This is a genomic window from Bradyrhizobium sp. LB14.3 (assembly GCF_040547985.1).
Lineage (GTDB): Bacteria > Pseudomonadota > Alphaproteobacteria > Rhizobiales > Xanthobacteraceae > Bradyrhizobium.
In genome coordinates, this window is record NZ_JBEPQT010000001.1 from 355,864 (window position 1) to 379,196 (window position 23,333).

Annotated in this window: 21 protein-coding genes; 14 read left to right on the top strand and 7 right to left on the bottom strand. The window is 64.5% G+C overall.

Features of this window, described 5'->3' with window-relative positions; all coding sequences use genetic code 11:
* Nucleotides 1–16: 16 nt before the first annotated feature.
* Both ABIB00_RS01650 and mddA read right to left on the bottom strand, forming a co-directional pair.
* Nucleotides 17–439: a GFA family protein gene (locus ABIB00_RS01650; protein WP_354103156.1), complete on the bottom strand. Its 423-nt coding sequence runs from the start codon at nt 437–439 to the stop codon at nt 17–19.
* A gap of 227 nt (nt 440–666) precedes the next feature.
* Nucleotides 667–1,452, bottom strand: coding sequence for a methanethiol S-methyltransferase (gene mddA / locus ABIB00_RS01655; RefSeq protein ID WP_354103157.1), 786 nt, complete (start codon nt 1,450–1,452; stop codon nt 667–669).
* 134 nt (nt 1,453–1,586) lie between these two features.
* Between mddA and ABIB00_RS01660 the strand changes: the two genes are divergently transcribed.
* Nucleotides 1,587–3,137 (top strand): winged helix-turn-helix domain-containing protein, encoded by a 1,551-nt coding sequence (locus ABIB00_RS01660; protein WP_354103158.1) that lies wholly within the window; start codon nt 1,587–1,589, stop codon nt 3,135–3,137.
* A gap of 18 nt (nt 3,138–3,155) precedes the next feature.
* Here the strand turns inward: ABIB00_RS01660 and ABIB00_RS39045 are convergent, their stop codons facing one another.
* Nucleotides 3,156–3,389: a hypothetical protein gene (locus ABIB00_RS39045; RefSeq protein ID WP_502917783.1), complete on the bottom strand. Its 234-nt coding sequence runs from the start codon at nt 3,387–3,389 to the stop codon at nt 3,156–3,158.
* Between the two features lie 172 nt (nt 3,390–3,561).
* Between ABIB00_RS39045 and ABIB00_RS01670 the strand changes: the two genes are divergently transcribed.
* The 7 genes from ABIB00_RS01670 (at nt 3,562) to ABIB00_RS01700 (ending at nt 10,338) form a co-directional block, all read left to right on the top strand.
* Nucleotides 3,562–5,112: an ABC transporter substrate-binding protein gene (locus tag ABIB00_RS01670; RefSeq protein ID WP_354103159.1), complete on the top strand. Its 1,551-nt coding sequence runs from the start codon at nt 3,562–3,564 to the stop codon at nt 5,110–5,112.
* Between the two features lie 199 nt (nt 5,113–5,311).
* Nucleotides 5,312–6,283: an ABC transporter permease gene (locus tag ABIB00_RS01675; RefSeq protein ID WP_354103160.1), complete on the top strand. Its 972-nt coding sequence runs from the start codon at nt 5,312–5,314 to the stop codon at nt 6,281–6,283.
* Nucleotides 6,280–7,119: an ABC transporter permease gene (locus ABIB00_RS01680; protein WP_247344285.1), complete on the top strand. Its 840-nt coding sequence runs from the start codon at nt 6,280–6,282 to the stop codon at nt 7,117–7,119. Before ABIB00_RS01675 ends, ABIB00_RS01680 begins: the two co-directional genes overlap by 4 nt.
* A gap of 2 nt (nt 7,120–7,121) precedes the next feature.
* Nucleotides 7,122–8,741: an ABC transporter ATP-binding protein gene (locus ABIB00_RS01685; RefSeq protein WP_354103161.1), complete on the top strand. Its 1,620-nt coding sequence runs from the start codon at nt 7,122–7,124 to the stop codon at nt 8,739–8,741.
* Nucleotides 8,742–8,928: 187 nt separating this feature from the next.
* Entirely contained in the window at nt 8,929–9,093 is a 165-nt protein-coding gene (locus ABIB00_RS01690) for a hypothetical protein (RefSeq protein ID WP_354103162.1), read from the top strand.
* The gene (locus ABIB00_RS01695; protein ID WP_247344293.1) at nt 9,090–9,299 is read left to right on the top strand and encodes a hypothetical protein; all 210 of its coding nucleotides are present in this window, start codon (nt 9,090–9,092) and stop codon (nt 9,297–9,299) included. Before ABIB00_RS01690 ends, ABIB00_RS01695 begins: the two co-directional genes overlap by 4 nt.
* 103 nt (nt 9,300–9,402) lie before the next feature.
* On the top strand, nt 9,403–10,338 hold the full coding sequence (locus ABIB00_RS01700; protein WP_354103163.1) for an AEC family transporter: 936 nt from the start codon (nt 9,403–9,405) through the stop codon (nt 10,336–10,338).
* Between the two features lie 17 nt (nt 10,339–10,355).
* Here ABIB00_RS01700 and ABIB00_RS01705 read toward each other — a convergent pair whose 3' ends face one another.
* The gene (locus ABIB00_RS01705) at nt 10,356–10,646 is read right to left on the bottom strand and encodes a hypothetical protein (protein WP_247344298.1); all 291 of its coding nucleotides are present in this window, start codon (nt 10,644–10,646) and stop codon (nt 10,356–10,358) included.
* Between the two features lie 444 nt (nt 10,647–11,090).
* Between ABIB00_RS01705 and ABIB00_RS01710 the strand changes: the two genes are divergently transcribed.
* The 6 genes from ABIB00_RS01710 (at nt 11,091) to ABIB00_RS01735 (ending at nt 21,086) form a co-directional block, all read left to right on the top strand.
* On the top strand, nt 11,091–11,411 hold the full coding sequence (locus ABIB00_RS01710) for a hypothetical protein (RefSeq protein ID WP_247344301.1): 321 nt from the start codon (nt 11,091–11,093) through the stop codon (nt 11,409–11,411).
* 222 nt (nt 11,412–11,633) lie between these two features.
* Nucleotides 11,634–12,359, top strand: a complete 726-nt coding sequence (locus tag ABIB00_RS01715) for an outer membrane protein (RefSeq protein ID WP_247448423.1) — start codon at nt 11,634–11,636, stop codon at nt 12,357–12,359.
* Between the two features lie 163 nt (nt 12,360–12,522).
* A complete protein-coding gene (locus ABIB00_RS01720; protein WP_354103164.1) occupies nt 12,523–14,682 on the top strand; it encodes a methyl-accepting chemotaxis protein in 2,160 nt (719 codons plus the stop codon).
* A gap of 128 nt (nt 14,683–14,810) precedes the next feature.
* Nucleotides 14,811–15,872 carry an MBL fold metallo-hydrolase gene (locus tag ABIB00_RS01725; protein ID WP_354103165.1) on the top strand — a complete coding sequence of 354 codons (1,062 nt, stop codon included), beginning with the start codon at nt 14,811–14,813 and terminating at the stop codon, nt 15,870–15,872.
* 201 nt (nt 15,873–16,073) lie between these two features.
* Nucleotides 16,074–17,303, top strand: a complete 1,230-nt coding sequence (gene hemA, locus ABIB00_RS01730) for a 5-aminolevulinate synthase (RefSeq protein WP_247448421.1) — start codon at nt 16,074–16,076, stop codon at nt 17,301–17,303.
* A 273-nt stretch (nt 17,304–17,576) separates the two neighbouring features.
* Nucleotides 17,577–21,086: a PAS domain-containing hybrid sensor histidine kinase/response regulator gene (locus ABIB00_RS01735; protein ID WP_354103166.1), complete on the top strand. Its 3,510-nt coding sequence runs from the start codon at nt 17,577–17,579 to the stop codon at nt 21,084–21,086.
* A 10-nt stretch (nt 21,087–21,096) separates the two neighbouring features.
* Here ABIB00_RS01735 and ABIB00_RS01740 read toward each other — a convergent pair whose 3' ends face one another.
* The 3 genes from ABIB00_RS01740 to ABIB00_RS01750 all read right to left on the bottom strand — a co-directional run bounded on the left by ABIB00_RS01740 (nt 21,097) and on the right by ABIB00_RS01750 (nt 23,211).
* Nucleotides 21,097–21,600 carry a cytochrome P460 family protein gene (locus ABIB00_RS01740; RefSeq protein WP_354103402.1) on the bottom strand — a complete coding sequence of 168 codons (504 nt, stop codon included), beginning with the start codon at nt 21,598–21,600 and terminating at the stop codon, nt 21,097–21,099.
* A 119-nt stretch (nt 21,601–21,719) separates the two neighbouring features.
* Nucleotides 21,720–22,751, bottom strand: coding sequence for an alpha/beta fold hydrolase (locus tag ABIB00_RS01745; protein WP_354103167.1), 1,032 nt, complete (start codon nt 22,749–22,751; stop codon nt 21,720–21,722).
* Nucleotides 22,752–22,791: 40 nt separating this feature from the next.
* Nucleotides 22,792–23,211 carry an organic hydroperoxide resistance protein gene (locus ABIB00_RS01750; RefSeq protein WP_354103168.1) on the bottom strand — a complete coding sequence of 140 codons (420 nt, stop codon included), beginning with the start codon at nt 23,209–23,211 and terminating at the stop codon, nt 22,792–22,794.
* Nucleotides 23,212–23,333: the final 122 nt, after the last annotated feature.

Below are 23,333 nucleotides of genomic sequence, written 5' to 3' on the forward strand. Positions count from 1 at the left end.
GAGGAGAAGGGCACCGCTACTCCTGCATCATCTCGCCGCTGCCGCCGAACTCGGCCGGAAAATCCTTCAGCTTGGGCAGGCCGTCGCGCATCGGCAGCACCGTCTCGGCGTAATTGACGTGAACGCCGGGCGCGAATGCCAGCGTAGGGATGGTGGCGGTGAAGACATCGACCAGGCCGAGCGGCGGATGGTTGGTCATGAGATGGCCGCCGCACTTCCGGCAATATTTGCGCTGGCTGAGCGGTGTCCTGGTAAAGGTCTCGACGTTCTGTGCGCCTTCGGTGATGCGCACGGCTTCGGGCTTCCACAGGCTGAAGGCGTTCACCGGTCCGCCCGACCACGAGCGGCAGGAGCGGCAATGGCAATAACCCATCGCCTCCGGCGCGTCCGTGACCTCGATTGTGACCGCGCCGCAGAAGCAGCTTCCGACATGTTTCATTTGGTCGTCTCCGTTGATGAAGGTTTAAATTCCTCTCCCCGCTCCTGTTTGCCGGTAACTCGGCAAAACGGATGCGGGGCCGCGACGAGCTTTGCTCGCACTGATAGCGTCGGGGTGAGGGGGATTCACCCCGAGACACGTTGAAGGCCGGGTCGGCAAGCTCCGTTACGCGCCTCGGCGCCGCCGCGCATCCTCCGTTCGGCCGACGCGGCGGAAATGCGCGCCAACTATACTGACTTGCGCCAGGGAATAAGCATCGACACACGTTGTTTGTACTGCCGATACTCGTCGCCGAAGAGATCGACGAGGTCGTGCTCCTCCAGCGCAATGCCGACGAAGATGTAGAGCGTGGTCACGGCGGCGAACAGCAGATGGCCCGCGGTCATGACCGGCGCCGCCCAGAACGCGATGATGAAGCCGAGATAGATCGGATGGCGAACGAACTTGTAGAGCAGCGGCGTCTTGAAGCGCGGCGGCGACGCCTCCTTGCCGACGAGATGATTGGTCACCTGATGCAATCCGAACAACTCGAAGTGATTGATGATGAAGGTCGAGGTGAACACCAGGACCCAGCCCACCAGCGACAGCGTGACGATCGTCACAGCAAGATCCGGGTTCGCGACGTCCCATATGACCGTGGGCAGCGGACGCCACTGCCAGAACAGGAGCAGCAATGACAGGCTCGCAAACAGCACATAGGTGCTGCGCTCGACCGGCTTGGCGACGTACTGCGTCCACCATGCCTTGAATTGCTGCCGCGCCATCACGCTGTGCTGGACCGCAAACAGGGCCATCAGGAGCAGATTGATGATGACGGCCTCGGCCACGGGCGTGTCGGTCCCGGTGTCGATGGTCTTCGGCACCACCAGCCCCATGACGAAGCCGATGGCGTAGAGAATGGTGACGAAAAACACGAGATACGCCGCAATTCCGTACAGAAAAACGATGAACCTGAAAATGCGTGAGCCCGCAACCGGGCCGACGGGATGAACCTGATGATCAATTTGGGTCATAAACAGCTCCGTTGTGCCAAAACGCCGGCACTTCATTGGTCGCTGCACCATGCCGCATCGGAGTGCCGAAGACTTTTGCGGACGGTTGATTTTCGCCTGAGACGATTTTGATTTTTGCTTGAGACGACAGAAACGTGCGATTTCGCTTTGAAAACAACCTGCTCGACAGCGACCTGCGGGAACTGACCTGCAGCGGAGCCGCCGTGCCGTTGCAGCCGCAGGTGTTCGATCTCCTGCTCTATCTGGTGGCGCAGCGCACCCGTGTGGTCAGCAAGGATGACCTGATCAGCCAGATCTGGAGCGATCGGATCATTTCGGACTCCGCCCTGAACAGCCGGATCAACGCCGCGCGCAAGGCGCTCGGTGACGACGGTGCGAGCCAGCGGCTGATCAAGACCATTCCACGCAAGGGCTTTCGTTTCGTCGGCGAAGTCCGGGAAGAATTGGCAATCGCCCCGGCGTCCGCTGAGCCCGTCGCTGCCTTGCCGCGTGCCCAGACGGAGCGTCCGGCGATTGCAGTGCTCGCTTTCGAGAACATGAGCGGCGATCCCGCACAGGACTATTTCGGCGACGGGATCAGCGAGGACATCCTCACCGCGTTGTCGAAGCAACGCTGGTTCCTGGTGATCGCCCGCAACTCGTCCTTCACCTACAAGGGACGCGCGGTCCACATCCGGCAGATCGCCCAGGAGCTCGGCGTCCGCTACATCGTCGAAGGCAGCGTGCGCAAGGCGGACAACCGGGTGCGCATCACCGCGCAGCTCAACGACGCCACAACCGGCAGCCATCTCTGGGCCGAGCGCTACGACCGCGAGCTGGTCGATGTGTTCGCCGTGCAGGACGAGATCACCAACGCGATCGCCGCGGCGATCGAGCCGCAAATTCATGCGGCGGAAAGTTTTCGCGCCCATCGCAAGCCCCCTGCGAGCCTGGATGCCTGGGACCTGCTGATGCGGGCGCTGTCGCATTACTGGCGCGTGACGCGGCGGGATCACGAGACCGCGCGGACGCTGCTGGAGTGTGCGGTCGAGATCGACCCGAACTACGGCCAGGCGCTGTCGGTGCTCGCGGCGAACCACATGTTCGGCGTGCATCTCGGCTGGACCGAGCTTGCCGTGGTGGCGCCGGCGGCGGAGGCCGCCGCGCTCGCCGCGGTGCGCTGCGACCATGAGGATGCCTGGGCGCATGCCGCGCTCGGCAGTGTCTGCTTCTCGACACGAAGACTTGCGGACGCACTGTCCGAGTTCGAGCAGGCGCTCGCGCTCAATCCGAACTTCTCGCTGGCGCAGAGCTATTACGCGCTGGCGCTGTCCTATGCCGGGCGGCCGAAGGAATCGTTCGAGGCAGCGCAGAGGGCAATGCGGCTCTCGCCGCGTGATCCGTCCCTGGCGATCTATCACGGCATCGCCGGCTACGCCCGCTTCACGGAGCGGCGCTATGGCGAGGCCATCGCGCTCGCGCGCGAGGCGATCCGCCACCGCGGCGACCTCACCGGCGCCTACCGCGTGCTCGCGGTTTCTGCCGGCATGACCGGCGACGGCGTGCTTGCGGAGATGGCGCTGAGCGAGCTCCGCCGCACCCAGCCCGGCATCTCGCTGCATTGGATCGCGACGCAATTGCCGTGGGCCAACGAGGCCGATCGCGAGCACTATATGGAGGGATTCCGGCGAGCGGGCTTGCGTTAGACGATCCGCATGCCGGGTCTACGTCGGGCTTCCGGCGCAGATGGACGACGACGTCGAGAGCCGCGCAATCTCGTGGCCCGGGAGCGCCTCGGGCATTTTGGTGAAGGTCTGGCCCTGGCCTGAGGCGCAGATGCGCTCGCGCGACGGCCCGCAGCGCTCGAGCCGGATGCGGGTGCGGCCATCCTCGACCAGCCGGGTCCCGCCCGGATCGGGCGGCGCTGCGGCGCCGGCTTGGCCGCCAAACGCCATCACGGGACGCGCTGTACATTTTTTGTGCGAACACTGTCGAGACTTTCATCTTGCGGCGCCGAATGGGACTATGTGAGCCTCGATAGCGGATGGGGACTGGGATGGGCCGGCCGCAGCTTAACGCGCCACGACGTGCGAAGCGTTCGCGGCTGGTCTCGCTTGAGAAAGATACGACATGTCGAAACGAGTGTTGCTTGGACTCCTCCTGGCCTGCGGCCTCACGGCCCCGGCGCTGGCGCAAGAGCCGAAAACAGGGGGCGCGATCAATGTCGTGATCCAGCCCGAGCCGCCCGGCCTGATGATGGCGATGGTCCAGAACGGCCCGGTGCAGATGGTGGCGGGCAACATTTTCGAGGGCCTGCTTCGCTACAGCCCCAAGCTCGAACCGCAGCCGGAGCTCGCCGAGAGCTGGAGCGTCAGCGAAGACGCAAAAACCTACACCTTCAAGCTGAGGAAGGGCGTGACCTGGCATGACGGCAAGCCCTTCACCGCCGCCGACGTGCTGTTCTCGGTCGAGATGCTGAAGCAGACTCATGCGCGCGCCCGCAACAACCTCGCGCAGGTCGACAAGGTCGAGGCACCCGACGACACCACGGTGGTGTTCACACTGAAGCAGCCGTTCGGTCCGTTCCTCGGCATCTTCGAGGTCGGCTCGATGCCGATGGTACCGAAGCATCTCTATGAAGGCACCGACTGGAAGACCAATCCCTACAACAACGCCCCTGTCGGCACCGGCCCCTTCATGTTCAAGGAATGGCAGAAGGGCTCTTTCATCCGCCTGGTCAAGAACCCGAACTATTACGAGAAGGGCAAACCCTATCTCGACGATATCTACTGGCAGATCATTCCCGATGCCGCGGCGCGCTCCGTGGCGTACGAGACCGGCAAGGTCGACGTACTGCCCGGCGGCTCGGTCGAGAATTTCGACGTGCTCCGTCTCTCCAAGCTGAAGGACACCTGCGTCACCGGCGCCGGCTGGGAGTTCTTCTCGCCGCTGGCCTGGCTGTGGCTCAACAACCGCCAGGGTCCGCTCGCGGACAAGCGGGTGCGGCAGGCGATCATGTATGCGATCGACCGCGAGTTCGCCAAGGACGTGATCTGGAACGGGCTCGGCAAGGTTGCGACCGGCCCATCGGCCTCGACCATCAAATATTACACCGACGACGTGCCGAAGTACCCCTACGATCCCGCCAAGGCCAAGGCGCTGCTGAAGGAAGCCGGCTACAAGGGCGAGAAGATCCGCCTTCTGCCGCTCGCCTATGGCGAGACCTGGCAGCGCTGGGGTGAAGCCGTGAAGCAGAACCTTCAGGACGTCGGCATGAACATCGAGACTATCGCCACCGACGTTGCCGGCGGCAACCAGAAGATCGGCGACTGGGACTACGACATCGCCTTCACCTATCTCTACCAATACGGCGATCCTGCACTCGGCGTCGGCCGCAACTACGTCTCCAGCGCCATCGCCAAGGGCCAGGTGTTCAACAACGTCGAGGGCTACTCCAACCCGGAAATCGACAAGCTGTTCGCCGACGGCGCGGTGGCGACGCCCGACTCCAAGCGCAAGGAGATCTACGAGAAGGCGCAGAAGATCCTGGTCGAGGACGTGCCGGTGGCCTGGATGCTCGAGCTGCAATTCCCGACCATCATGCGCTGCAAGGTCAAGAACCTGATCACCACGGGCATCGGCGTCAATGACGGCTTCAAGGACGCATGGCTCGACAAGTGACGACAGCCGCGCCGAACTCTCCTTACCTCTCCCGCTTGCGGGAGAGGTCGCTGCGCTCGAAGAGCGTAGCGGGTGAGGGTTCTCTCCACTTGGCAATCCCTCTGCGGAAATACCCTCTCCCCTACCCTCTCCCGCGAGCGGGAGAGGGGGCGCACCGCTGTTGCCGCTGCGTTCAACCTGATCTGATCGCCATCTAACAATGCTCTCCTTCATCGCTCAGCGTGTCCTGAAGGGCGTGATCGTCCTGCTCGCGATCGTCGTCCTCAATTTCTTCCTGATCCGGCTTGCGCCCGGCGACCCCGCGGTCGTGATGGCGGGCGAGGCCGGTGCAAGTGACCAGATCTTCGTCCAGCAGCTCAGGCAGAAGTTCGGCCTCGACAAGCCGCTGCCCGAGCAGCTCTTCGTCTACGTCAAGGGCGTCGTGACGCTCGACCTCGGCTTCTCCTTCCGCCAGCAGGCACCAGTGTCGAAGCTGATCCTGGAGCGGCTGCCGGCGACGCTGTTGCTGACGCTGACCGCGTTCGCGATCTCGCTGATGCTCGGCATCCTGTTCGGCACCTTCGCGGCGCGCTTCGCGGGGACGTGGCTCGACACCGCCATCACGATCTTCGCGCTGATCTTCTACGCCATGCCGCTTTTCTGGGTGGCGCTGATGGGCATCCTGTTGTTCTCGGTCGCTGTCGATTGGCTGCCGAGCTTCGGCTACGAGACCGTCGGCGCCAATTTCACCGGTCTTGCCCATGTGGTCGATGTCGCAAGGCACCTGATCATGCCGGCGATGACGCTCGGCTTGTTCTTCATGGCGACCTACACCCGCATGACGCGCGCCTCGATGCTGGAGGTGAAGCGGCTCGACTTCGTCAAGACCGCGCGCGCGAAAGGCCTGTCCGATGCCGTGATCCAGCGCCGCCACGTGCTCCGCAACGCGCTGCTGCCCGTCGTGACGCTCGCCGGCGTCCACTCCGGCACGCTGATCGGCGGCGCCGTCATCACCGAGACCGTGTTCGCCTGGCCGGGCATCGGACGGCTGATGTACGACGCCCTGCTGCAGCGGGACTACAATCTGCTGCTTGGTGTCTTCGTGATCTGCTCCGCCATGGTCCTGACCTTCAATCTCGTCACCGACCTGGTCTATCGCCTGGTCGACCCGCGCATCGAATTCACCACATGAAACAGTTCTGGAAATCGATGTTGAGGAGCCCGAGCGGCGTCATCGGGCTCATCATCCTGCTTCTTGCGATCGCACTCGCGGTGTTCGGTCCGATGCTGTTCCCGAACTCGCCCTGGCGCATGGTGCAGCGGCCGTTCCTGCCGCCGTTCACGCTCTCGACCGTGCCGCTCGGCACCGACGCGCTCGGCCGCGACGTGTTCGCCGGCATGATCTTTGGCGCTCGCGTCTCGCTGCTTGTGGGCCTTGTCTCCACACTGGTGGCTCTGGTCGTCGGCCTGCCGATCGGCGCCATGGCCGGCTATTTCGGCGGCAAGGTCGACGACGCCTTGATGCGCTTCACCGAATTCTTCCAGACCATTCCGAGCTTTGCGCTCGCGATCGTGCTGGTCGCGATCCTGCAGCCCTCGATCTATTCGATCGTCGCCTCGATCGCATTGGTGAGCTGGCCGCCGGTCGCGCGTCTCGTCCGCGGCGAGGTGTTGTCGCTGCGCACGCGGGAGTACGTCCAGGCCGCCGTGGTGACTGGCCAGAGCAACACCTGGATCATCCTGCGCGAAATCCTGCCGAACACGCTGTCGCCGGTGATTGTGCTGGCCTCGCTGATGGTGGCGACCGCGATCCTCCTGGAATCCTCGCTGTCGTTCCTCGGCCTTGGCGATCCCAATCTGATCTCCTGGGGCTACATGGTCGGTGCCGGCCGCACCGTGATCCGCCAGGCCTGGTGGATCACCGTGTTTCCCGGCGTCGCGATCCTGATCTCGGTGCTCGGCCTCAATTTGATCGGCGAAGGCCTCAACGACGCGCTCAATCCGCGCTTGTCGCGGGAGGGACGCTAGAGATGACCGCACCGCCCGCCGTCTCCATCAAGAATCTGCGGATCGCGCTGCCCAAGGGCGCCGAGCGTCCCTTCGCTGTCGACGGCGTCTCGCTCGACCTGCGGCCCGGCAAGATCGTCTGCGTCGTCGGCGAGTCCGGCTCCGGCAAATCGATGTGCGCGCATGCGCTGATGGGTCTGTTGCCGGACACGGTCTCCGTCACCTCCGGCGAGATCCAGTTCGAAGGCCGCGACCTGCTCAAGCTGGATGACGACGGCTGGCGCGATCTGCGCGGCCGCCGGCTCACGATGATCTTTCAGGAGCCGATGACCGCGCTCAATCCGTTGATGCGGATCGGCGACCAGATGGCGGAGATGTTCGAGGCGCACGGCCTGCTCACCCCGAGGGAGCGGCGCGCAAGGGCACTGGCGCTGGCGCGGGAGGTCGGCCTGCCCGACCCCGAGCGCATCGTGCGCGCCTATCCGCACCAGCTCTCCGGCGGCCAGCGCCAGCGCGCCATGATCGCGATGGCGCTGGCGCTCGAACCGGCGGTGCTGGTCGCCGACGAGCCGACCACGGCGCTCGACGTCACGACGCAGGCACAGATCCTGAAGCTGATCCGCAACCTCCAGCGCAACCGCAACATGGCGGTGATGTTCATCACCCATGATTTCGGCGTGGTCTCCGACATCGCGGATCAGGTCGTCGTGCTCCGCCACGGCAAGGTCGTGGAGGAGGGCCCCGCTGCAACCGTCTTCAACGCGCCGCAGCACGACTACACCAAGGCGCTGCTCGCCGCGGTGCCGTCGATGGATCCGCCGGCGCGCGCGCCGCGGGACGATCAGGCCAGGGCCGTCGAGGTGATCGGATTGGACAAGACTTACGTCACCTCGGGCGGCTGGTTTCGCGAAGACCGCCGCGTCGATGCCGCGCGCGCGGTCAATTTCAACATCCTCAAGGGCGAGACGCTCGGTCTCGTCGGCGAATCTGGCTCCGGCAAATCGTCGGTGGCGCGGCTCGTGATGCGGCTGATCGAAGCCGACCGCGGCACGGTGCGGATCGGCGAGACCGATCTCACCTCACTCTCGGGCAAAGCGCTGCGCGCCGAGCGACATCGCATCCAGATGATCTTTCAGGATCCGTTCGCCTCGCTCAATCCGCGCCGCAAGGTCGGTCACATCATCGCCGACGGTCCTATCGCGGCGGGCACCGATCCGAAAGTGGCATTCGACCGCGCCCGCGATCTGCTCAGGATGGTCGGCCTCGATGCCGGCGCGCTCGAGCGCTATCCGCATGAATTCTCCGGCGGCCAGCGCCAGCGCATCGGCATTGCGCGCGCGCTCGCGCTCGAGCCTGAGATCATCGTCGCCGACGAAGCCGTCTCCGCGCTCGACGTCTCCGTGCAGGCGCAGGTCTTGAAGTTGCTCGAAGACCTCAAGGCACGCCTCGGCCTCTCGATGCTGTTCATCACCCACGATCTGCGCGTCGCAGCCCAAATCTGTGACCGGATCGCGGTGATGCAGCGCGGCGCCATCGTCGAGTTGAAACCGACCGCGCAGCTGTTCGCCGCGCCCGAGCATGCCTATACGCGCGAGCTGCTGGCGGCGGTACCGGGACGCAAGGAGCGCACGCCGGCGGCGTGAGACGAGCGGTATTCCGTTCTGACCGGGCGCCGATACTCGGCCGGATCGTCCTAGGAACAGGGCAGTCACGCGCTTGTTATTGCTCCATCAGCGTTGCTTCGGCTTCAAAGCGGCAAGCGGCGTCCTACATGCATGACATGACACGCGTCATCTAATGATGACGTACCGACCGAGTTTTGGAGCGACCATGGGCGAAATCATTCAGTTTGTCTCGAAATCGGAGCGCGAGCGAGAGCGCCTCATTCGAGAAGCACGCGCGATCTACGACAGCATCTTCCCGCCGGCTGATCCGGTCAGCGACCAGTCGAGCGGAGGTACTGCGCGTCGCAGCGACGGAGGCAACTTCGCGTGATCAAGATCATCGCCGTGCTCTGCAACCTCGCCTCTCCGGCGAATTGCCATGAGCAAACCGTCACCACGTCCGATTTCGCCGAGGTCTCGATGCAGTCCTGCCTGATGGGCGCACCGCAGCTCGCCGAATGGATGAACCAGCATCCGGCCGAGCGCCTCGCCGGATGGCGCTGCGTGATCGGCCAACAGGGCCGCAGGGGCGCCTGAGATCGCAGGGACCGGATCGAACGCCGCGGTCCGGTTGAACCGTGACGGCGGCGCATCTCCAAGCTAGGATGGCATTTATCTGCCTGGCCAAGGGGGAAGCCGGATGGAGGTCGCCAGCCTCGTTCTTCCTGTTTTCGCGATCATCGTCACCGGCTGGCTCGCCGGAGAGCTCGGCTATCTCTCCCGCTCGCTTGCCGATGCCCTGGTGCATTTCGCCTACAACGTCGCGATGCCGGCGCTACTGATCGTGACGATCGCCCAGGAGCCGGCACGCAATCTGCTGGAATGGCGCTTCCTGCTCGCGTTCGGCGGCGGGTCCCTGATCTGCTTTGCGCTGGTGTTCCTGGTGGTCCGCACGAGTGGCAAGCGCGATCTCGCCAGCAGCACCATCCATGGCATGGCCGCGGCGATGACCAATACCGGCTTCGTGGCCCTGCCGATCCTGCACGCGATCTACGGCCAGCCCGCCGTTCTGCCCGCGGCGGTGGCGACGGTGTTCGTGGCCGGCGTGATGTTTCCGCTCACTGTCGTCCTGCTGGAGAGGAACGCGCGCGGGCCGGCACATTCCGCCGGACTGGTGAAGCAAATCCTGCTCAATCCGATGGTCCTGTCGACTCTCATTGGTCTCGCATGGGCGATCACCGGCTTGCCAATTCCAGCGCCGGCCATCGCCTATCTGAACATGATTGCCGCCGCGCTCACGCCCTGCGCGCTGTTTGCCATCGGACTAGGTCTGTCGGTCGAGGGACTGCGGTCGAACCTGAAGGCATCGTTCGCGCTCGCCGCCGTGAAACTGGTGGTGATGCCGCTGATCGTCTACGGACTCTGTGTGGTTTTGAGCCTCAGCCCGCTCGACACGGTCGCCGCCGTCATCTGCGCGGCAGTACCGACGGCGAAGACCGTGTATGTGCTGGCGCACGAACACAAGGTCGAGGAAAAGCTGGTCGCTGCCACGGTCTCGGTCACGACGATGCTGTCGGTCGCGACATTGCTGGTCGCGCTCTATCTTCTCTCTGGCCTCGCGACCGGCACACGGTGACCGGTATTGGACGTTCTCTATCTGAGGGGCGGGTTGGTGTTGTTCCAGGTCGGGACCGTGTTGGTGACGCCGACCGATGGCGTATTATACGTGCCGATTGACGGCGCCGTGACTGTCCCGACCGACTGTCCGGTCGACCCATAGGTCCTGGGCTGTGCCGCCGGCGATCCGGCGCTCCCATAGGTCGGAGCCACCACGCCGGTACTGTAAGATCGGCTCGAGCGGTGCTTTTTGGCTTCAGCCGCAAGCGGCGCGGCAAGCAGCCCGATCGCGACGAGTGCCGCAAGGGCGGGTTTGATGCTTGTCATGGCTGATCCCTTCATACGCTGCCGGCCCCTTGTGCCATTTGTTCACTCAATGGACGATTTCCATAGGCTCCCGTTCATAACTCCGTGCGCGGGCGAAGGTGCCGGAGCGCGACTGCCGTTTCCGCTCCGGTCAATGCCGAACGTGCTGCGCAAGCTCGCTCCAGTCCAGGCATGGACGGCAGAAGATTCGCCTGCTTGCGGATTTCGGTGCCAGCACCGCGCCGAACGCGGAGAGGAAGTGCAATGTCTATTGCACGCCGGATCCCGCGCATTTCGCCACGTTCAACGAAATCTACGTCCGGGCCGGCCCGTTTGACGTCGAGGTCGATTGCGTCGCGCTGGCGAGGTCACATGGATGACATCAGCGGCGGACTGCCTCGCCTTCGGATCGACCCGAATCAGCGCTAGTGCATTGACCTCAACGGCTTCGCGCATTGAGGTGACATGACCGGCCCCGAACTGAAGCAACTCCGCAACGACCTCTCCGAGGCGCTTGAGCGCAAGCTCACCGCGGCCGACATGGCCCGGCTTTGCGGATTGCCCGAGCAGGGCGGCGTCGACACCATCCGACGCTGGGAGGTGAGCGGCCCGACACCATCGGCAACCAAGGTGCTGCGCGTGCTCGCGATGGCGAGCGAGCGCCATCCGATTCTGGAGAAGTTCGACGTCTTCGATCGCCATGACGTGCGCGAGCAAGACCGGCCCGCAAAGCGCGCTGCATTCCGCGAACAGATGCGCGATGAGGCGCGGCGCCGTCTTGGTTAATGAGACACGCGCGCAAGGTACCGGAACAGCGCTGGATTAAGTCTTCCTTCACCACTTCTTAAGCCGGCATTAAGCACGAAAATCATTTACAGGCCAATAAGTTAGGTTGGCTGCCGCTGTGCCATGCATGTGACAGCATTTTCGTCAAAAGCGAGCTATCTGCAAAACCAACGACGGCGCGGAAAGCGCGCCTGCCGGGGACAAAGTGTTGGAGTTTGGACTATGAAGAAGATTCTGTTTGCGACCGTTGCGCTGCTCATGGTGGGCGCTGCTGCGCCGGCGATCGGTGCCGATCTCGGTAACCGCAATTATTACAAGACGCCCGCGCCGGCCTATGCCGCGCCGATTTACAACTGGACCGGTTTCTACATCGGTGCGCATCTCGGTGGCGCATTCTCCAGCGACAATAATTTCAACGGCCTCTCCACCGGCAACAACGGCAATGGCCGCTTTCTCGGCGGCGTGCAGGCCGGTGCGGACTGGCAGTTCCACCCGAATTTCCTGGTCGGTGTCGAAGGCCAGTATTCCTGGCTCTCCGGTAGCGTCGGCGCGGTGTTCCCGGGCGGCGTCGCCTACACCAACGACCAGCGCGGCCTCGGCTCGATCACCGGCCGCGTCGGCTACACCTGGGGTCCGGGCCTCCTCTACGTGAAGGGCGGCTACGCCTACTCCGACAACAACGAGAAGGTCACTGTTGGCGGCGTGCCGGCCGCCTTCGTCATCGCTGGCGATCACCGCAACGGCTACACCGTCGGCGCCGGCCTCGAATACATGTTCGCCCCGAACTGGTCGGCCAAGGCCGAGTACCAGTACTACAATTTCGGCGACGCGCACTTCATCGGAGGTCCGCTGGCGGGCTCCGGCAACTTCACCACCGACGACCACACCATCAAGGCAGGCGTCAATTACCGCTTCAACTGGGCCAACTCGGCGGTCGCGCGCTACTGAACGGTTACCAAGACCTTATCGTGATGAAGGGCCGGCATTGTTGCCGGCCCTTCTTTTTTCGCTGTGCGGAACGCGCGCAACCAATTGAGCAACTTGCGAATTTTTAACCCGCTCCAAGGATACTCCGCGGCGAAAACATAAGATCGTGGGTGGGGGAATTTCGATGGCGATCCGTCTTGGTGGCATTCTTGGCCCTGTCCTTGGCCGTTTCAAGCCTCGCTTCAAGATGCCGAAATGGGGCGTGCGCGGCAGCCTGTTCACGGCCTTCGCAGTGATCGCAGGCATGGGCCTCCTGATCGCCGCAGGCGCCGGCTTCGTCTTCAACCATCTCGGCAGCACCATGATGGACCTGAGCGGCCGCGACATTCCGCGCCTCTCCGCGAGCCTTCAACTCGCATCGCAAAGCGCAACGCTCGCGGCGCAAGGGCCCGGCCTCCTGGCATCGCCGTCCGACGAGGCGCTGAACGAACGCACCAAGAAGGTGCAGGAGATTCAGCAGCTCGCCATGGCCAAGCTTGGCGAGATCATCGAGCTCGGCGCCGACAAGCAGATCGCGACCGCGCTGCGCGACACCGCCAAGAGCATCGACGAGGCGACCCAGAGCCTGGTGTCGGCCGCGCGCGAGCGGCTCGATACCGGCGCGCTGCACGACAAGCAGTATGAAGCGCTGCGCAAGGCGCAGCTCACCTTCGTCGGTGCGGCCGGTCCTGCCATGCTGGATGCGCAAACGCGCCTGAACGCGATTCTCGGCGCGGCGGAAGTTTCCGCCGATGATGCCACCGAAGCCGCTCGCACCGTCTCCCAGGTCGCGACCATCTCCGCCAACGGGAATTTGATGGCCGCCGACATGATGGCGGCGCTGTCGGCCAACAACAGCGACACGCTGGAGGCGATCGAGAAGGAGTTCAAGGCGACGCGCGACCGCGTCAAGTCGAACCTCGAGGACCTGCCGAACATGACCTCGATGCAGGCGGTGCGCGACACCGTGCAAAAGCTGTTCGCCTTCGGCGAGGGCAAGACCGGCGTGTTCAAGATCCGCCAGAAAGAGCTCGACGCCATCGACTACGGCCAGACCATTCTGGACGAGACCCGCAAGCTCAATGTCGGCCTCGGCATCAGCGTGCAGCAGCTCGTCGAGGGCGTGCAGAAGGAGACCAACGCGTCGACCTTCCAGGCGCGGCAGGAGATCTCGCTGGCGACGACCGCGATGCTGGCGCTCGGCGCGCTGATGCTGGTCGGCTCGGCGTTGTTCGTCTGGCTCTATGTCGGCCGCAACATCCTGCGCCGGATCACAGGCCTCCAGCGCGCCATGCAGCTGCTCTCGGCCGGCGATCTCGACACCGAGATCGCGCGCGCGAAGCAGAATGACGAGATCGGCACGATGACGGATACGCTTCAGGTGTTCCGCGACAGCATGATCGAAGCCCGGACCCTCGCCGGCGAGCAGGACAAGGATCGGCTCGCCAAGGCCGAGCGCGCCGAGCGCATGGAGGCGAAGATCGCCGAGTTCGAGGGCACGGTGCGCTCCGCGCTCGACAATCTCGCGCAGTCGGCCAATTCGATGCAGACGACCGCGCAGAGCATGTCGAACACCGCCGACCAGTCCAACGCGCTGGTGAACGCGGTGGCGTCGGCCGCGGAGGAAACCTCGGTCAACGTGCAGACCGTGTCATCAGGCACCGAACAGCTGTCGTCCTCGATCCAGGAGATCAGCAAGCAGGTGATCACCTCCGCCGAGATCGCCAGGAAGGCCGTCGACGAAGCCGGTTCGACGGACGCCACGGTGCAGAGCCTTGCCGACAGCGCGAGCCGCATCAACGTCGTGGTCGATTTGATCCAGACCATCGCCTCGCAGACCAATCTGCTCGCCCTCAACGCCACCATCGAGGCCGCGCGCGCGGGCGAGGCCGGCCGCGGCTTCGCGGTGGTCGCCTCCGAGGTGAAGAGCCTCGCGAGCCAGACTGCCAAGGCAACGGAAGAGATCCGCACCCAGATCGCCAGCATGCAGCAGGTCACCACCTCGGCAGTCGGCGCGATCCAGGGCATCGGCCGGATCATCGGAGAGATCAACGACGTCACCACGACGATCGCCGCCGCGGTCGAGGAGCAGGGCGCGGCGACGCGCGAGATCGCCCGCAACATCCAGCATGCGGCCGGCGGCACCAGCGAGGTCTCCAGCAACATCGTCGGCGTCTCCACGGCTTCGGCGGAAGCCGGCGCAGCGGCGAACGAAGTGCTGGGCGCCTCCGACGCGCTCCGCCGCGAAGCCGACATGCTGCGCGGAGAGATCGACGCGTTCCTCAACAACATACGGGCGGCGTAAGCCGCCGCCGGCCTGTCGTGGCTCCATCCGGGTCACGGAAAAACCCTTCCGGTATGACGGCCATGCGACGGCCGCCGCACGGCTTTTTTCGGCTGGCGCGCCGCAGCCAGTGGGTTTAAGCCGGTAGAATGAACGCAAAAACCGACACCGTGCAGTCCTCCGCCGAGGCCCTGCGCTATCCATGGGAACAGCATCCCGGCTCCGAAGAGGTCGTCGAGGTGAAGCCGGGCGTATTGTGGGCGCGGCTGAAACTGCCGTTCCGCCTCAACCACGTGAACATCTACCTGCTCGCCGACGGCGACGGCTATGCCATCGTCGACACCGGCTTCGGCAACGAGGAGACGATCGAGGCCTGGACCAAGCTGTTCGACGGGCCGCTGAAGGGCGTCAACATCACGCGCCTGATCGTGACCCATTCCCATCCCGATCATGTCGGTCTGGCCGGGTGGATCGTCGAGCGATTCAACTGCCCGCTGGTGATGTCGCAGGTCGAATATCTGCAATCGGTCTATCACCAGAACCGCGGCACGGAGGAGCGCCAGCAGGCGCAACGGCTGTTCTTCCGCCGCCACGGCATGGACGAGTCGCTCACCGAAAAGCTGCTCGGCCGCGGCCAGGATTATCTCAAGCGTGTCTCGGTGCTGCCGCCGTCCTACCGCCGCATCTCGCATGGCGACGACGTCGTGATCGGCACGCGCCGCTTCAAGGTGATCACCGGCGGCGGTCACGCGCTCGACCAGGTGATGCTGTATTGCGCCGACGACAAGCTGTTCCTCTCGGCCGACCAGGTGCTGAGCAAGATCTCGCCGAACGTCAGCGTGTGGGCGGTCGAACCCGACCAGAACTCGCTCGGCGAGTATCTGGCCTCGCTCGCCAGCCTCACCACGACGCTGCCCTATGATGTGCTGGTGCTGCCGGGCCATGGCGTTCCGTTCTACGGGCTTAAGCCCCGCATCAAGCAGCTGGCCGATCACCACGAGGAGCGCTGCCGCCTGATCGCGGAAGCCTGCTGCGAGGTGCCACAGACCTCGCGCGCCTTGGTGCCCGTCGTGTTCAACAAGCACGTGCTCGACGAACACCAGATGGGTTTTGCCGCCGGCGAGTTGGTCGCCCATGTCAACTACATGATCGTCGAGGGCCGGCTGACGGCGGAGACGAAAGACGGCGTGCTTCAATTCAGAACGAGTTGAGCGCTGACTTCAATTCAACTGATGGTGCAGAGCAACATTGCATCTCGCGCGAACTTGATCGGGATCAAGTTTCAAATCGCACGATAGGGCATTTTGCCCAAATGCCCTGCGGGTCCAAATGTGGGATAGCGCATAGACATTAGAGCTGGAATAGCTCTAAGAAGATGCGGCCCTTTGGTCAGTTCCGTTGCAGGTTTGACGATGGATTACAGCCAGTTTTTCAATTCCGCCCTTGATCGCCTCCACACTGAGCGGCGCTACCGCGTGTTCGCCGATCTCGAGCGCATCGCCGGCCGGTTCCCGCATGCGCTCTGGCACTCGCCCAAGGGCAAGCGCGACGTCGTGATCTGGTGCTCCAACGATTATCTCGGCATGGGCCAGCACCCGAAGGTGGTCGGCGCGATGGTCGAGACCGCGACGCGCGTCGGCACCGGCGCCGGCGGCACCCGCAACATCGCCGGCACGCATCATCCGCTGGTGCAGCTCGAGGCCGAGCTCGCCGATCTCCATGGCAAGGACGCCTCGCTGCTCTTCACGTCCGGCTACGTCTCGAACCAGACCGGCATCGCGACCATCGCGAAGCTCATTCCGAACTGTCTCATTCTGTCGGACGAACTCAACCACAATTCGATGATCGAGGGCATCCGCCAGTCCGGCTGCGAGCGGGTCGTGTTCCGCCACAACGATCTCGCCGATCTCGAAGCGCTGTTGAAGGCTGCGGGCCCGAGCCGGCCCAAGCTGATCGCCTGCGAGAGCCTTTATTCGATGGACGGCGACATCGCTCCGCTGGCAAAAATCTGCGATCTCGCCGAGAAGTACGGCGCGATGACCTATGTCGACGAAGTCCACGCCGTCGGCATGTACGGCCCGCGCGGCGGCGGCATCGCCGAGCGCGACGGCGTGATGCATCGCATCGACATTCTCGAAGGCACGCTCGCCAAGGCGTTCGGCTGCCTCGGCGGTTACATCGCCGCCAACGGACAGATCATCGACGCCGTGCGCTCTTATGCGCCGGGCTTCATCTTCACCACCGCGCTGCCGCCGGCGATCTGCTCGGCCGCCACCGCTGCGATCAAGCATCTGAAGACGTCGAACTGGGAGCGCGAGCGCCACCAGGACCGCGCCGCCCGGGTCAAGGCGATCCTCAACGCCGCCGGCCTGCCTGTGATGTCGAGCGACACCCACATCGTGCCGCTGTTCATCGGCGATGCCGAGAAGTGCAAGCAGGCTTCCGACCTCTTGCTGGAACAGCACGGCATCTACATCCAGCCGATCAACTATCCGACGGTTGCCAAGGGCACCGAGCGCCTGCGCATCACGCCCTCGCCCTATCACGACGACGGCCTGGTGGATCAGCTCGCCGAAGCCCTGCTGCAGGTATGGGACCGCCTCGGTCTGCCGCTGCGCGAGAAGTCGCTGGCGGCGGAGTAGCTCCGGGTCGTCCTGGCGAAAGCCTGGACCCATTACCCCGACTGTGAATTGTTGCGCTCGCTGGGGCCATCATAGGGGTGCCCATAACCATGTCCGGCTGTTATGCGTCCCGGGCTTTCGCCAGGACGACGTTGGGGTTTGCACCTTAACGAAAACCCCAGTTCCAGGGCCCACACGGCATTTCGCTGTCGCCTGCCGCCGGCCATCGCGCTAGATTTGCAGGGAAAATGAGATCGGGCGCTGCCAGCGCGCCCAGGGAGAAGCACGCTCGCCATGCTGCACGACTGGGGCGTGATCGCCGCCGCCTTCGGCTATATCGGCTTTCTGTTCCTAGTGGCGAGCCATGGCGACCGCCGCTCGCCGGCCGGGCGCGGCCGCGCCTCCGGGCTGATTTATCCGCTGTCGCTGGCGATCTACTGCACCTCCTGGACCTTCTTCGGCTCGGTCGGCTTCGCCACCCGCACGTCCACCGACTTCCTCGCGATCTATGTCGGCCCGATCCTGATGATCGGGCTCGGAGCCGGCGTACTCCGCCGCGTGATCCAGCTCGCGAAAGCCCACAACATCACCTCGATCGCCGACTTCATCGGCGCGCGCTATGGCAAGAGCCAGGCGGTGGCGGCGACCGTCGCGCTGATCGCGATCATCGGCTCGGTGCCCTATATCGCGCTCCAGCTCAAGGCGGTCGCCTCCTCGCTCGAAACCATCCTGGGCGAAGACCAGGCCTTCTCTCACATCCCCATCGTCGGCGACATGGCGCTGATGGTGACGCTGGCGATGGCGGCCTTCGCGGTGCTGTTCGGCACGCGGCAGACCGACGCCACCGAGCATCAGCACGGCCTGATGCTGGCGGTCGCAACCGAATCCATCATCAAGCTGGTCGCCTTCCTCACCGCCGGCATCTTCGTCACGTTCTGGATGTTCTCGCCGCACGAACTGATCGAGCGCGCCATGAAGACCCCGGAGGCGGTGCGCGCCATCAACTATTCGCCGTCGATCGGCAACTTCCTGACCATGACGCTGCTGTCGCTGTGCGCGATCATGCTGCTGCCGCGCCAGTTCCACGTCAGCGTGGTGGAAAATTCCTCGGATGCCGAGGTCGGCCGCGCGCGCTGGCTGTTTCCGCTCTACCTCGTCGCCATCAATCTGTTCGTGATCCCGATCGCGCTCGCCGGCCTCATCAGCTTCCCGTTCGGCACCGCCGATCCTGACATGTACGTGCTGGCGCTGCCGATGGAAGGCGGCGCGAATCTGCTCAGCGTCGCCGTCTTCGTCGGCGGCCTGTCGGCGGCGACCGCGATGGTGATCGTCGAATGCGTCGCGCTCTCCATCATGGTCTCGAACGACCTCGTGATGCCGCTGGTGCTGCAACGACGGCCGGAAGGACGCACCGGCGGCGCCGATTTCAGCGACTTCCTGTTGCGCTCGCGCCGGCTCGCGATCTTCGCCATCATGGTGATGGCCTACTTCTACTACCGCGCGCTCGGCAACACCCAGCTCGCGGCAATCGGCCTGCTGTCTTTTGCCGCCATCGCCCAGCTTGCACCAAGCTTCTTCGGCGGGCTGCTGTGGCGGCGCGCGACCGCGCGCGGCGCCATCGGCGGCATGCTGGTCGGATTCGCGGTGTGGCTCTACACGCTGTTCATCCCGAGCTTCATGGATTCCTCGACTTCGGGCATCCTGCTGCTCCAGCACGGCCCGTTCGGGATCGAGGCGCTGCGGCCGCAGGCGCTGTTCGGCGCCGACCTGCCGCCACTGATGCACGGCGTCATCTGGTCGCTGTCGCTCAACATCCTCACCTATGTGCTGCTGTCGCTGGCGCGCCGGCCGTCTTCGATCGAGCTGGTGCAGGCCGATCTGTTCGTGCCCAACACGCTGGCGCCGATCTCGCCGAACTTCCGCCGCTGGCGCACCACGGTCACGGTGCAGGACATCCAGACCACGGTGGCGCAATATCTCGGGCCGGACCGCGCGCGGCATTCGTTCGAGGCATTCTCCGCGCGGCGCAATGTGCGGCTGGAGCACGGGGCACCCGCCGATTTCGAGCTGCTGCAGCACGCCGAGCACCTGATCGCCTCCTCGATCGGCGCGGCCTCCTCGCGGCTCGTGATGTCGCTGCTGCTGCGCAAGCGGACGGTCTCCGCCAAGGCTGCACTCAAGCTGCTCGACGATTCCCATGCGGCGCTGCATTTCAACCGCGAGATCCTCCAGACCGCGCTCAACCATGTGCGTCAGGGCATCGCGGTGTTCGATGCCGATCTGCAACTGATCTGCTCCAACCGGCAGTTCGGCGATCTCCTCAACGTTCCCCCGCATTTCATCCAGTTCGGCACGCCGTTGCGTGAAATCCTCGAATTCATGGGCGTGAGCGAGCCGAACGATCCGGTCGAGCGCGAGGCCATGCTGGAACGCCGGCTCGCAGCTTACACCACCGACGGCGAGCCTTATCTGGAGCGCCTGCCCGATCGCCACATGGTGATCGAGATTTTGACCAACCGCATGCCCGGCGGCGGCTTCGTCATCACCTTCACCGACGTCACCCCCACCTTCGAGGCGGCCGCAGCGCTGGAGCGCGCCAATGCGACGCTGGAAAAGCGGGTGCGCGACCGTACCGAGGAGCTGACCCGGCTGAATTCCGAGCTGGCTCAGGCCAAGAGCGCGGCCGAAGACGCCAGCATCTCCAAGACGCGGTTCCTTGCCGCCGCCAGCCACGACATTCTCCAGCCGCTGAACGCGGCGCGGCTCTATGTCACGAGCCTGGTCGAGCGCCAGCACAGCGGCGAGGAGACGCGGCTGGTCGAGAACATCGACGAATCGCTGCAGGCGATCGAGGAGATCCTCGGCGCGCTGCTCGACATCTCCCGGCTCGATGCCGGCGCGATGACGACCTCGATCTCGAGCTTCAAGATGGCCGATCTGATGCGTTCGCTGGAGATCGAATTTGCGCCGATCGCACGCGCCAAGAATTTGGAGCTCGCCTTCGTGCCCTGCTCGCTGCCGGTCGAGTCTGACCGCTTGCTGCTGCGGCGCCTGCTTCAGAACCTGATCTCCAACGCGATCAAATACACACCGCGCGGCCGCGTGCTGGTCGGCTGCCGCCGCCAAGGCCCCTCGCTCAATATCTGCGTCTACGACACCGGCGTCGGCATCCCGCCGGTCAAGCGCAGCGAGATCTTCAAGGAGTTCCACCGCCTCGAGCAAGGCGCGCGGATCGCGCGCGGCCTCGGGCTCGGGCTGTCGATCGTCGAGCGGTTGGCACGGGTGCTCAATCACGGCATCGCCATCGACTCCAATGTCGGCGGCGGTTCGGTGTTCTCCGTAACTGTGCCGACGGCGAAGGCGATCACCCACACCGCCGCAGTGACGAGCGCGACGCCGCTGGCGCGCGCGCCAATCTCGGGCGCGCTCATCGTCTGCATCGAGAACGACGCGGCGATCCTCGACGGCATGCGCACGCTGCTGAAGGCGTGGGACGCCGAGGTGATCGCGGTCGCCGATCCCGAAGGCGCGATCGCCGCGATCGAAACTGCCGGCGGCCGCGTCACCGGCCTGCTGGTCGATTATCATCTCGACCGCGGCAACGGCATCGCCGCGATCCGCGACATCCGCCGCCGGTTCGGCGACGGCATCCCCGCAATCCTGATCACCGCCGACCGCAGCCCCGCCGTGCAAATGGCTGCACGCGACGAAAAGGTCGCGGTGCTCAACAAGCCGGTGAAGCCGGCATCGCTGCGCGCCCTGCTCGGCCAGTGGCGCACCCAGCAGATGGTGGCGGCGGAGTGAGCCTCCGCACTCACGGCGCGAGCCGCGTGAAGACGTAATCGCGGCTCCTGACGCGGGCTTCGTGGCAGGCAAAGCAGGTGCGATGCTGGGCCTCGTCGACCGGCTTGCCGTTGACGAAGCGGCCAAAGCCCCAGCCGCCGGTCGAGGCATATTTTCCGGAATCCTTCACCATCACCTGGACGGTGGTGGGCTCACCGGGAATCGTCGCAGACGAAAATTCGGGCGACTGTTTCCGCTTCCAGGCGCGTTTGACCAGAATGGTGCCGTCCGGGAACGGAAGCTTGTTGTCTTGATAAGCATCGATCGCAGTCTTGTTGCCGACGATGGCACGCAGCTCGTCCAAGGGAGCCGCCTCCTCGGCCGGTGCGATCAGCTGCCACTGCTTGTAGCCGGGCGGGACAGTGATGCCGAAGATCGGCGAGGCATCCGCCGGTTCCTCCGCAAAAGCGATCGTGACCAGATACGGCACGCATGTCAGGACAACGACGAGGAGGAGCGCAGCCAGCACGATCATCGTCGTGTAGGATGGAAATTTGGTCTTTTCAGATTTCATCGTCATGACGCTTCATCAAGCTGGGATCACGTGCGAGGCCTCGGCCCAGCCGTGCTGGACCGAGGTGTCGAGCAAAATCCTCAGGCGCCGCCGTCGGCATCGATGACGGCCTTGGCAAAGGCTTGTGGAGCTTCCTGCGGCAGATTGTGGCCGATGCCGCCGGTGATCAGGCGATAGTCGTACCGACCGGAGAATCTCTTGGCATAGGCGCTTGGGTCGGGATGCGGCGCGCCGTTGGCGTCGCCTTCCATCGTGATCGTCGGCACGTCGATGACCGGAGCCGCCGCGAGCTTCTTTTCGAGTTGCTCGTATTTCGCTTCGCCCTGGGCGAGCCCGAGCCGCCAGCGGTAATTATGGATCGTGATCGCGACGTGATCCTTGTTGTCCAGCGCCGCCGCGCTGCGGGCGAAGGTGACGTCGTCGAACTTCCATTGCGGCGAAGCGAGCTTCCAGATCAGTTTTGCGAAATCATGCGTGTACTTCTCGTATCCGGCGCGGCCGCGCTCGGTCGCGAAATAGAACTGGTACCACCATTGCAGCTCCGCCGACGGCGGCAGCGGCGCGTTGCCCGCGGCCTGGCTGGAGATCAGATAGCCGCTGACCGACACCAGCGCGCGGCAACGCTCCGGCCACAGCGCGGCGATGATATCGGCGGTGCGCGCGCCCCAGTCGAAACCGGCGACGACCGCCTTCTTGATGTCGAGCTTGTCCATCAGCGCAATGATGTCGACGGCCATGGCGGCGGGCTCGCCATTGCGGGGCGTCTCGCCAGAGAGGAAGTGCGTCGAGCCGTAACCGCGCAGATAAGGGATGATGACGCGATAGCCGGCCTTTGCCAGGATCGGCGCGACATCGACGAAGGCGTGAATGTCGTAAGGCCAGCCGTGCAGCAGGATCGCGACGGGACCGTTCGCAGGACCGGCCTCCGCGTAGCCGACGTTGAGGACGCCGGCATCGATCTGCTTGATCGCGCCGAACGACGCATTCGTCGCGGAGGAGCGCGGCGCTTCCGATTCGGCGCGGGCGAGGCCGATCACGCCAAGGCCGGCGGCGACGGTTCCCGCGGCGACGCCGAAAAACTGGCGCCGGTGCTGGTCAATGATCTGTTTCATGATGTTGCTACCTTGTTGATGGTTGGTTGGTGTTGGTGCGTCAGATCAGCGCGACCGTGACGTCGATGTTGCCGCGAACGGCCTTGGAATAGGGGCAGGTCTGGTGCGCCTCATCGATGAGGCCGCGCGCGATCTCGCGATCGAGACCGGGAAGGCTGACATCGAGGCGTGCCCTGAGCGAATAGGCGCCCTCCTCCAGCACGAGGTCGATCTCCGCGTCGATCGCGCATTTCCTTGGAAGCTGGATCTTCCGCTTGCGGGCCGCGATCTCCATCGCGCCCTCGAAGCAGGCCGACCAGCCGGCCGCGAACAATTGCTCGGGATTGGTGCCGATACCCGCGCCGCCCGGCGGCGACAGCTTGACGTCCAGGCGGCCGTCGGAACTGCGCGACATGCCGTCCTGTCGCCCGCCGCTGGTGTGGGTCCGGGCCGTGTAGAGCAATTTTGCCGCTTGGGTCATCGAGGTCTCCTTGCCGTCGCACAACTGACTAGCAGCGGCGGCCTCAGGACACCCGTTTGGACTTGTGAGAAGTTGTGAGGTCTCGGCTCGCACCCCTCGCAAGGCCTGCATCCGCGGTCTGA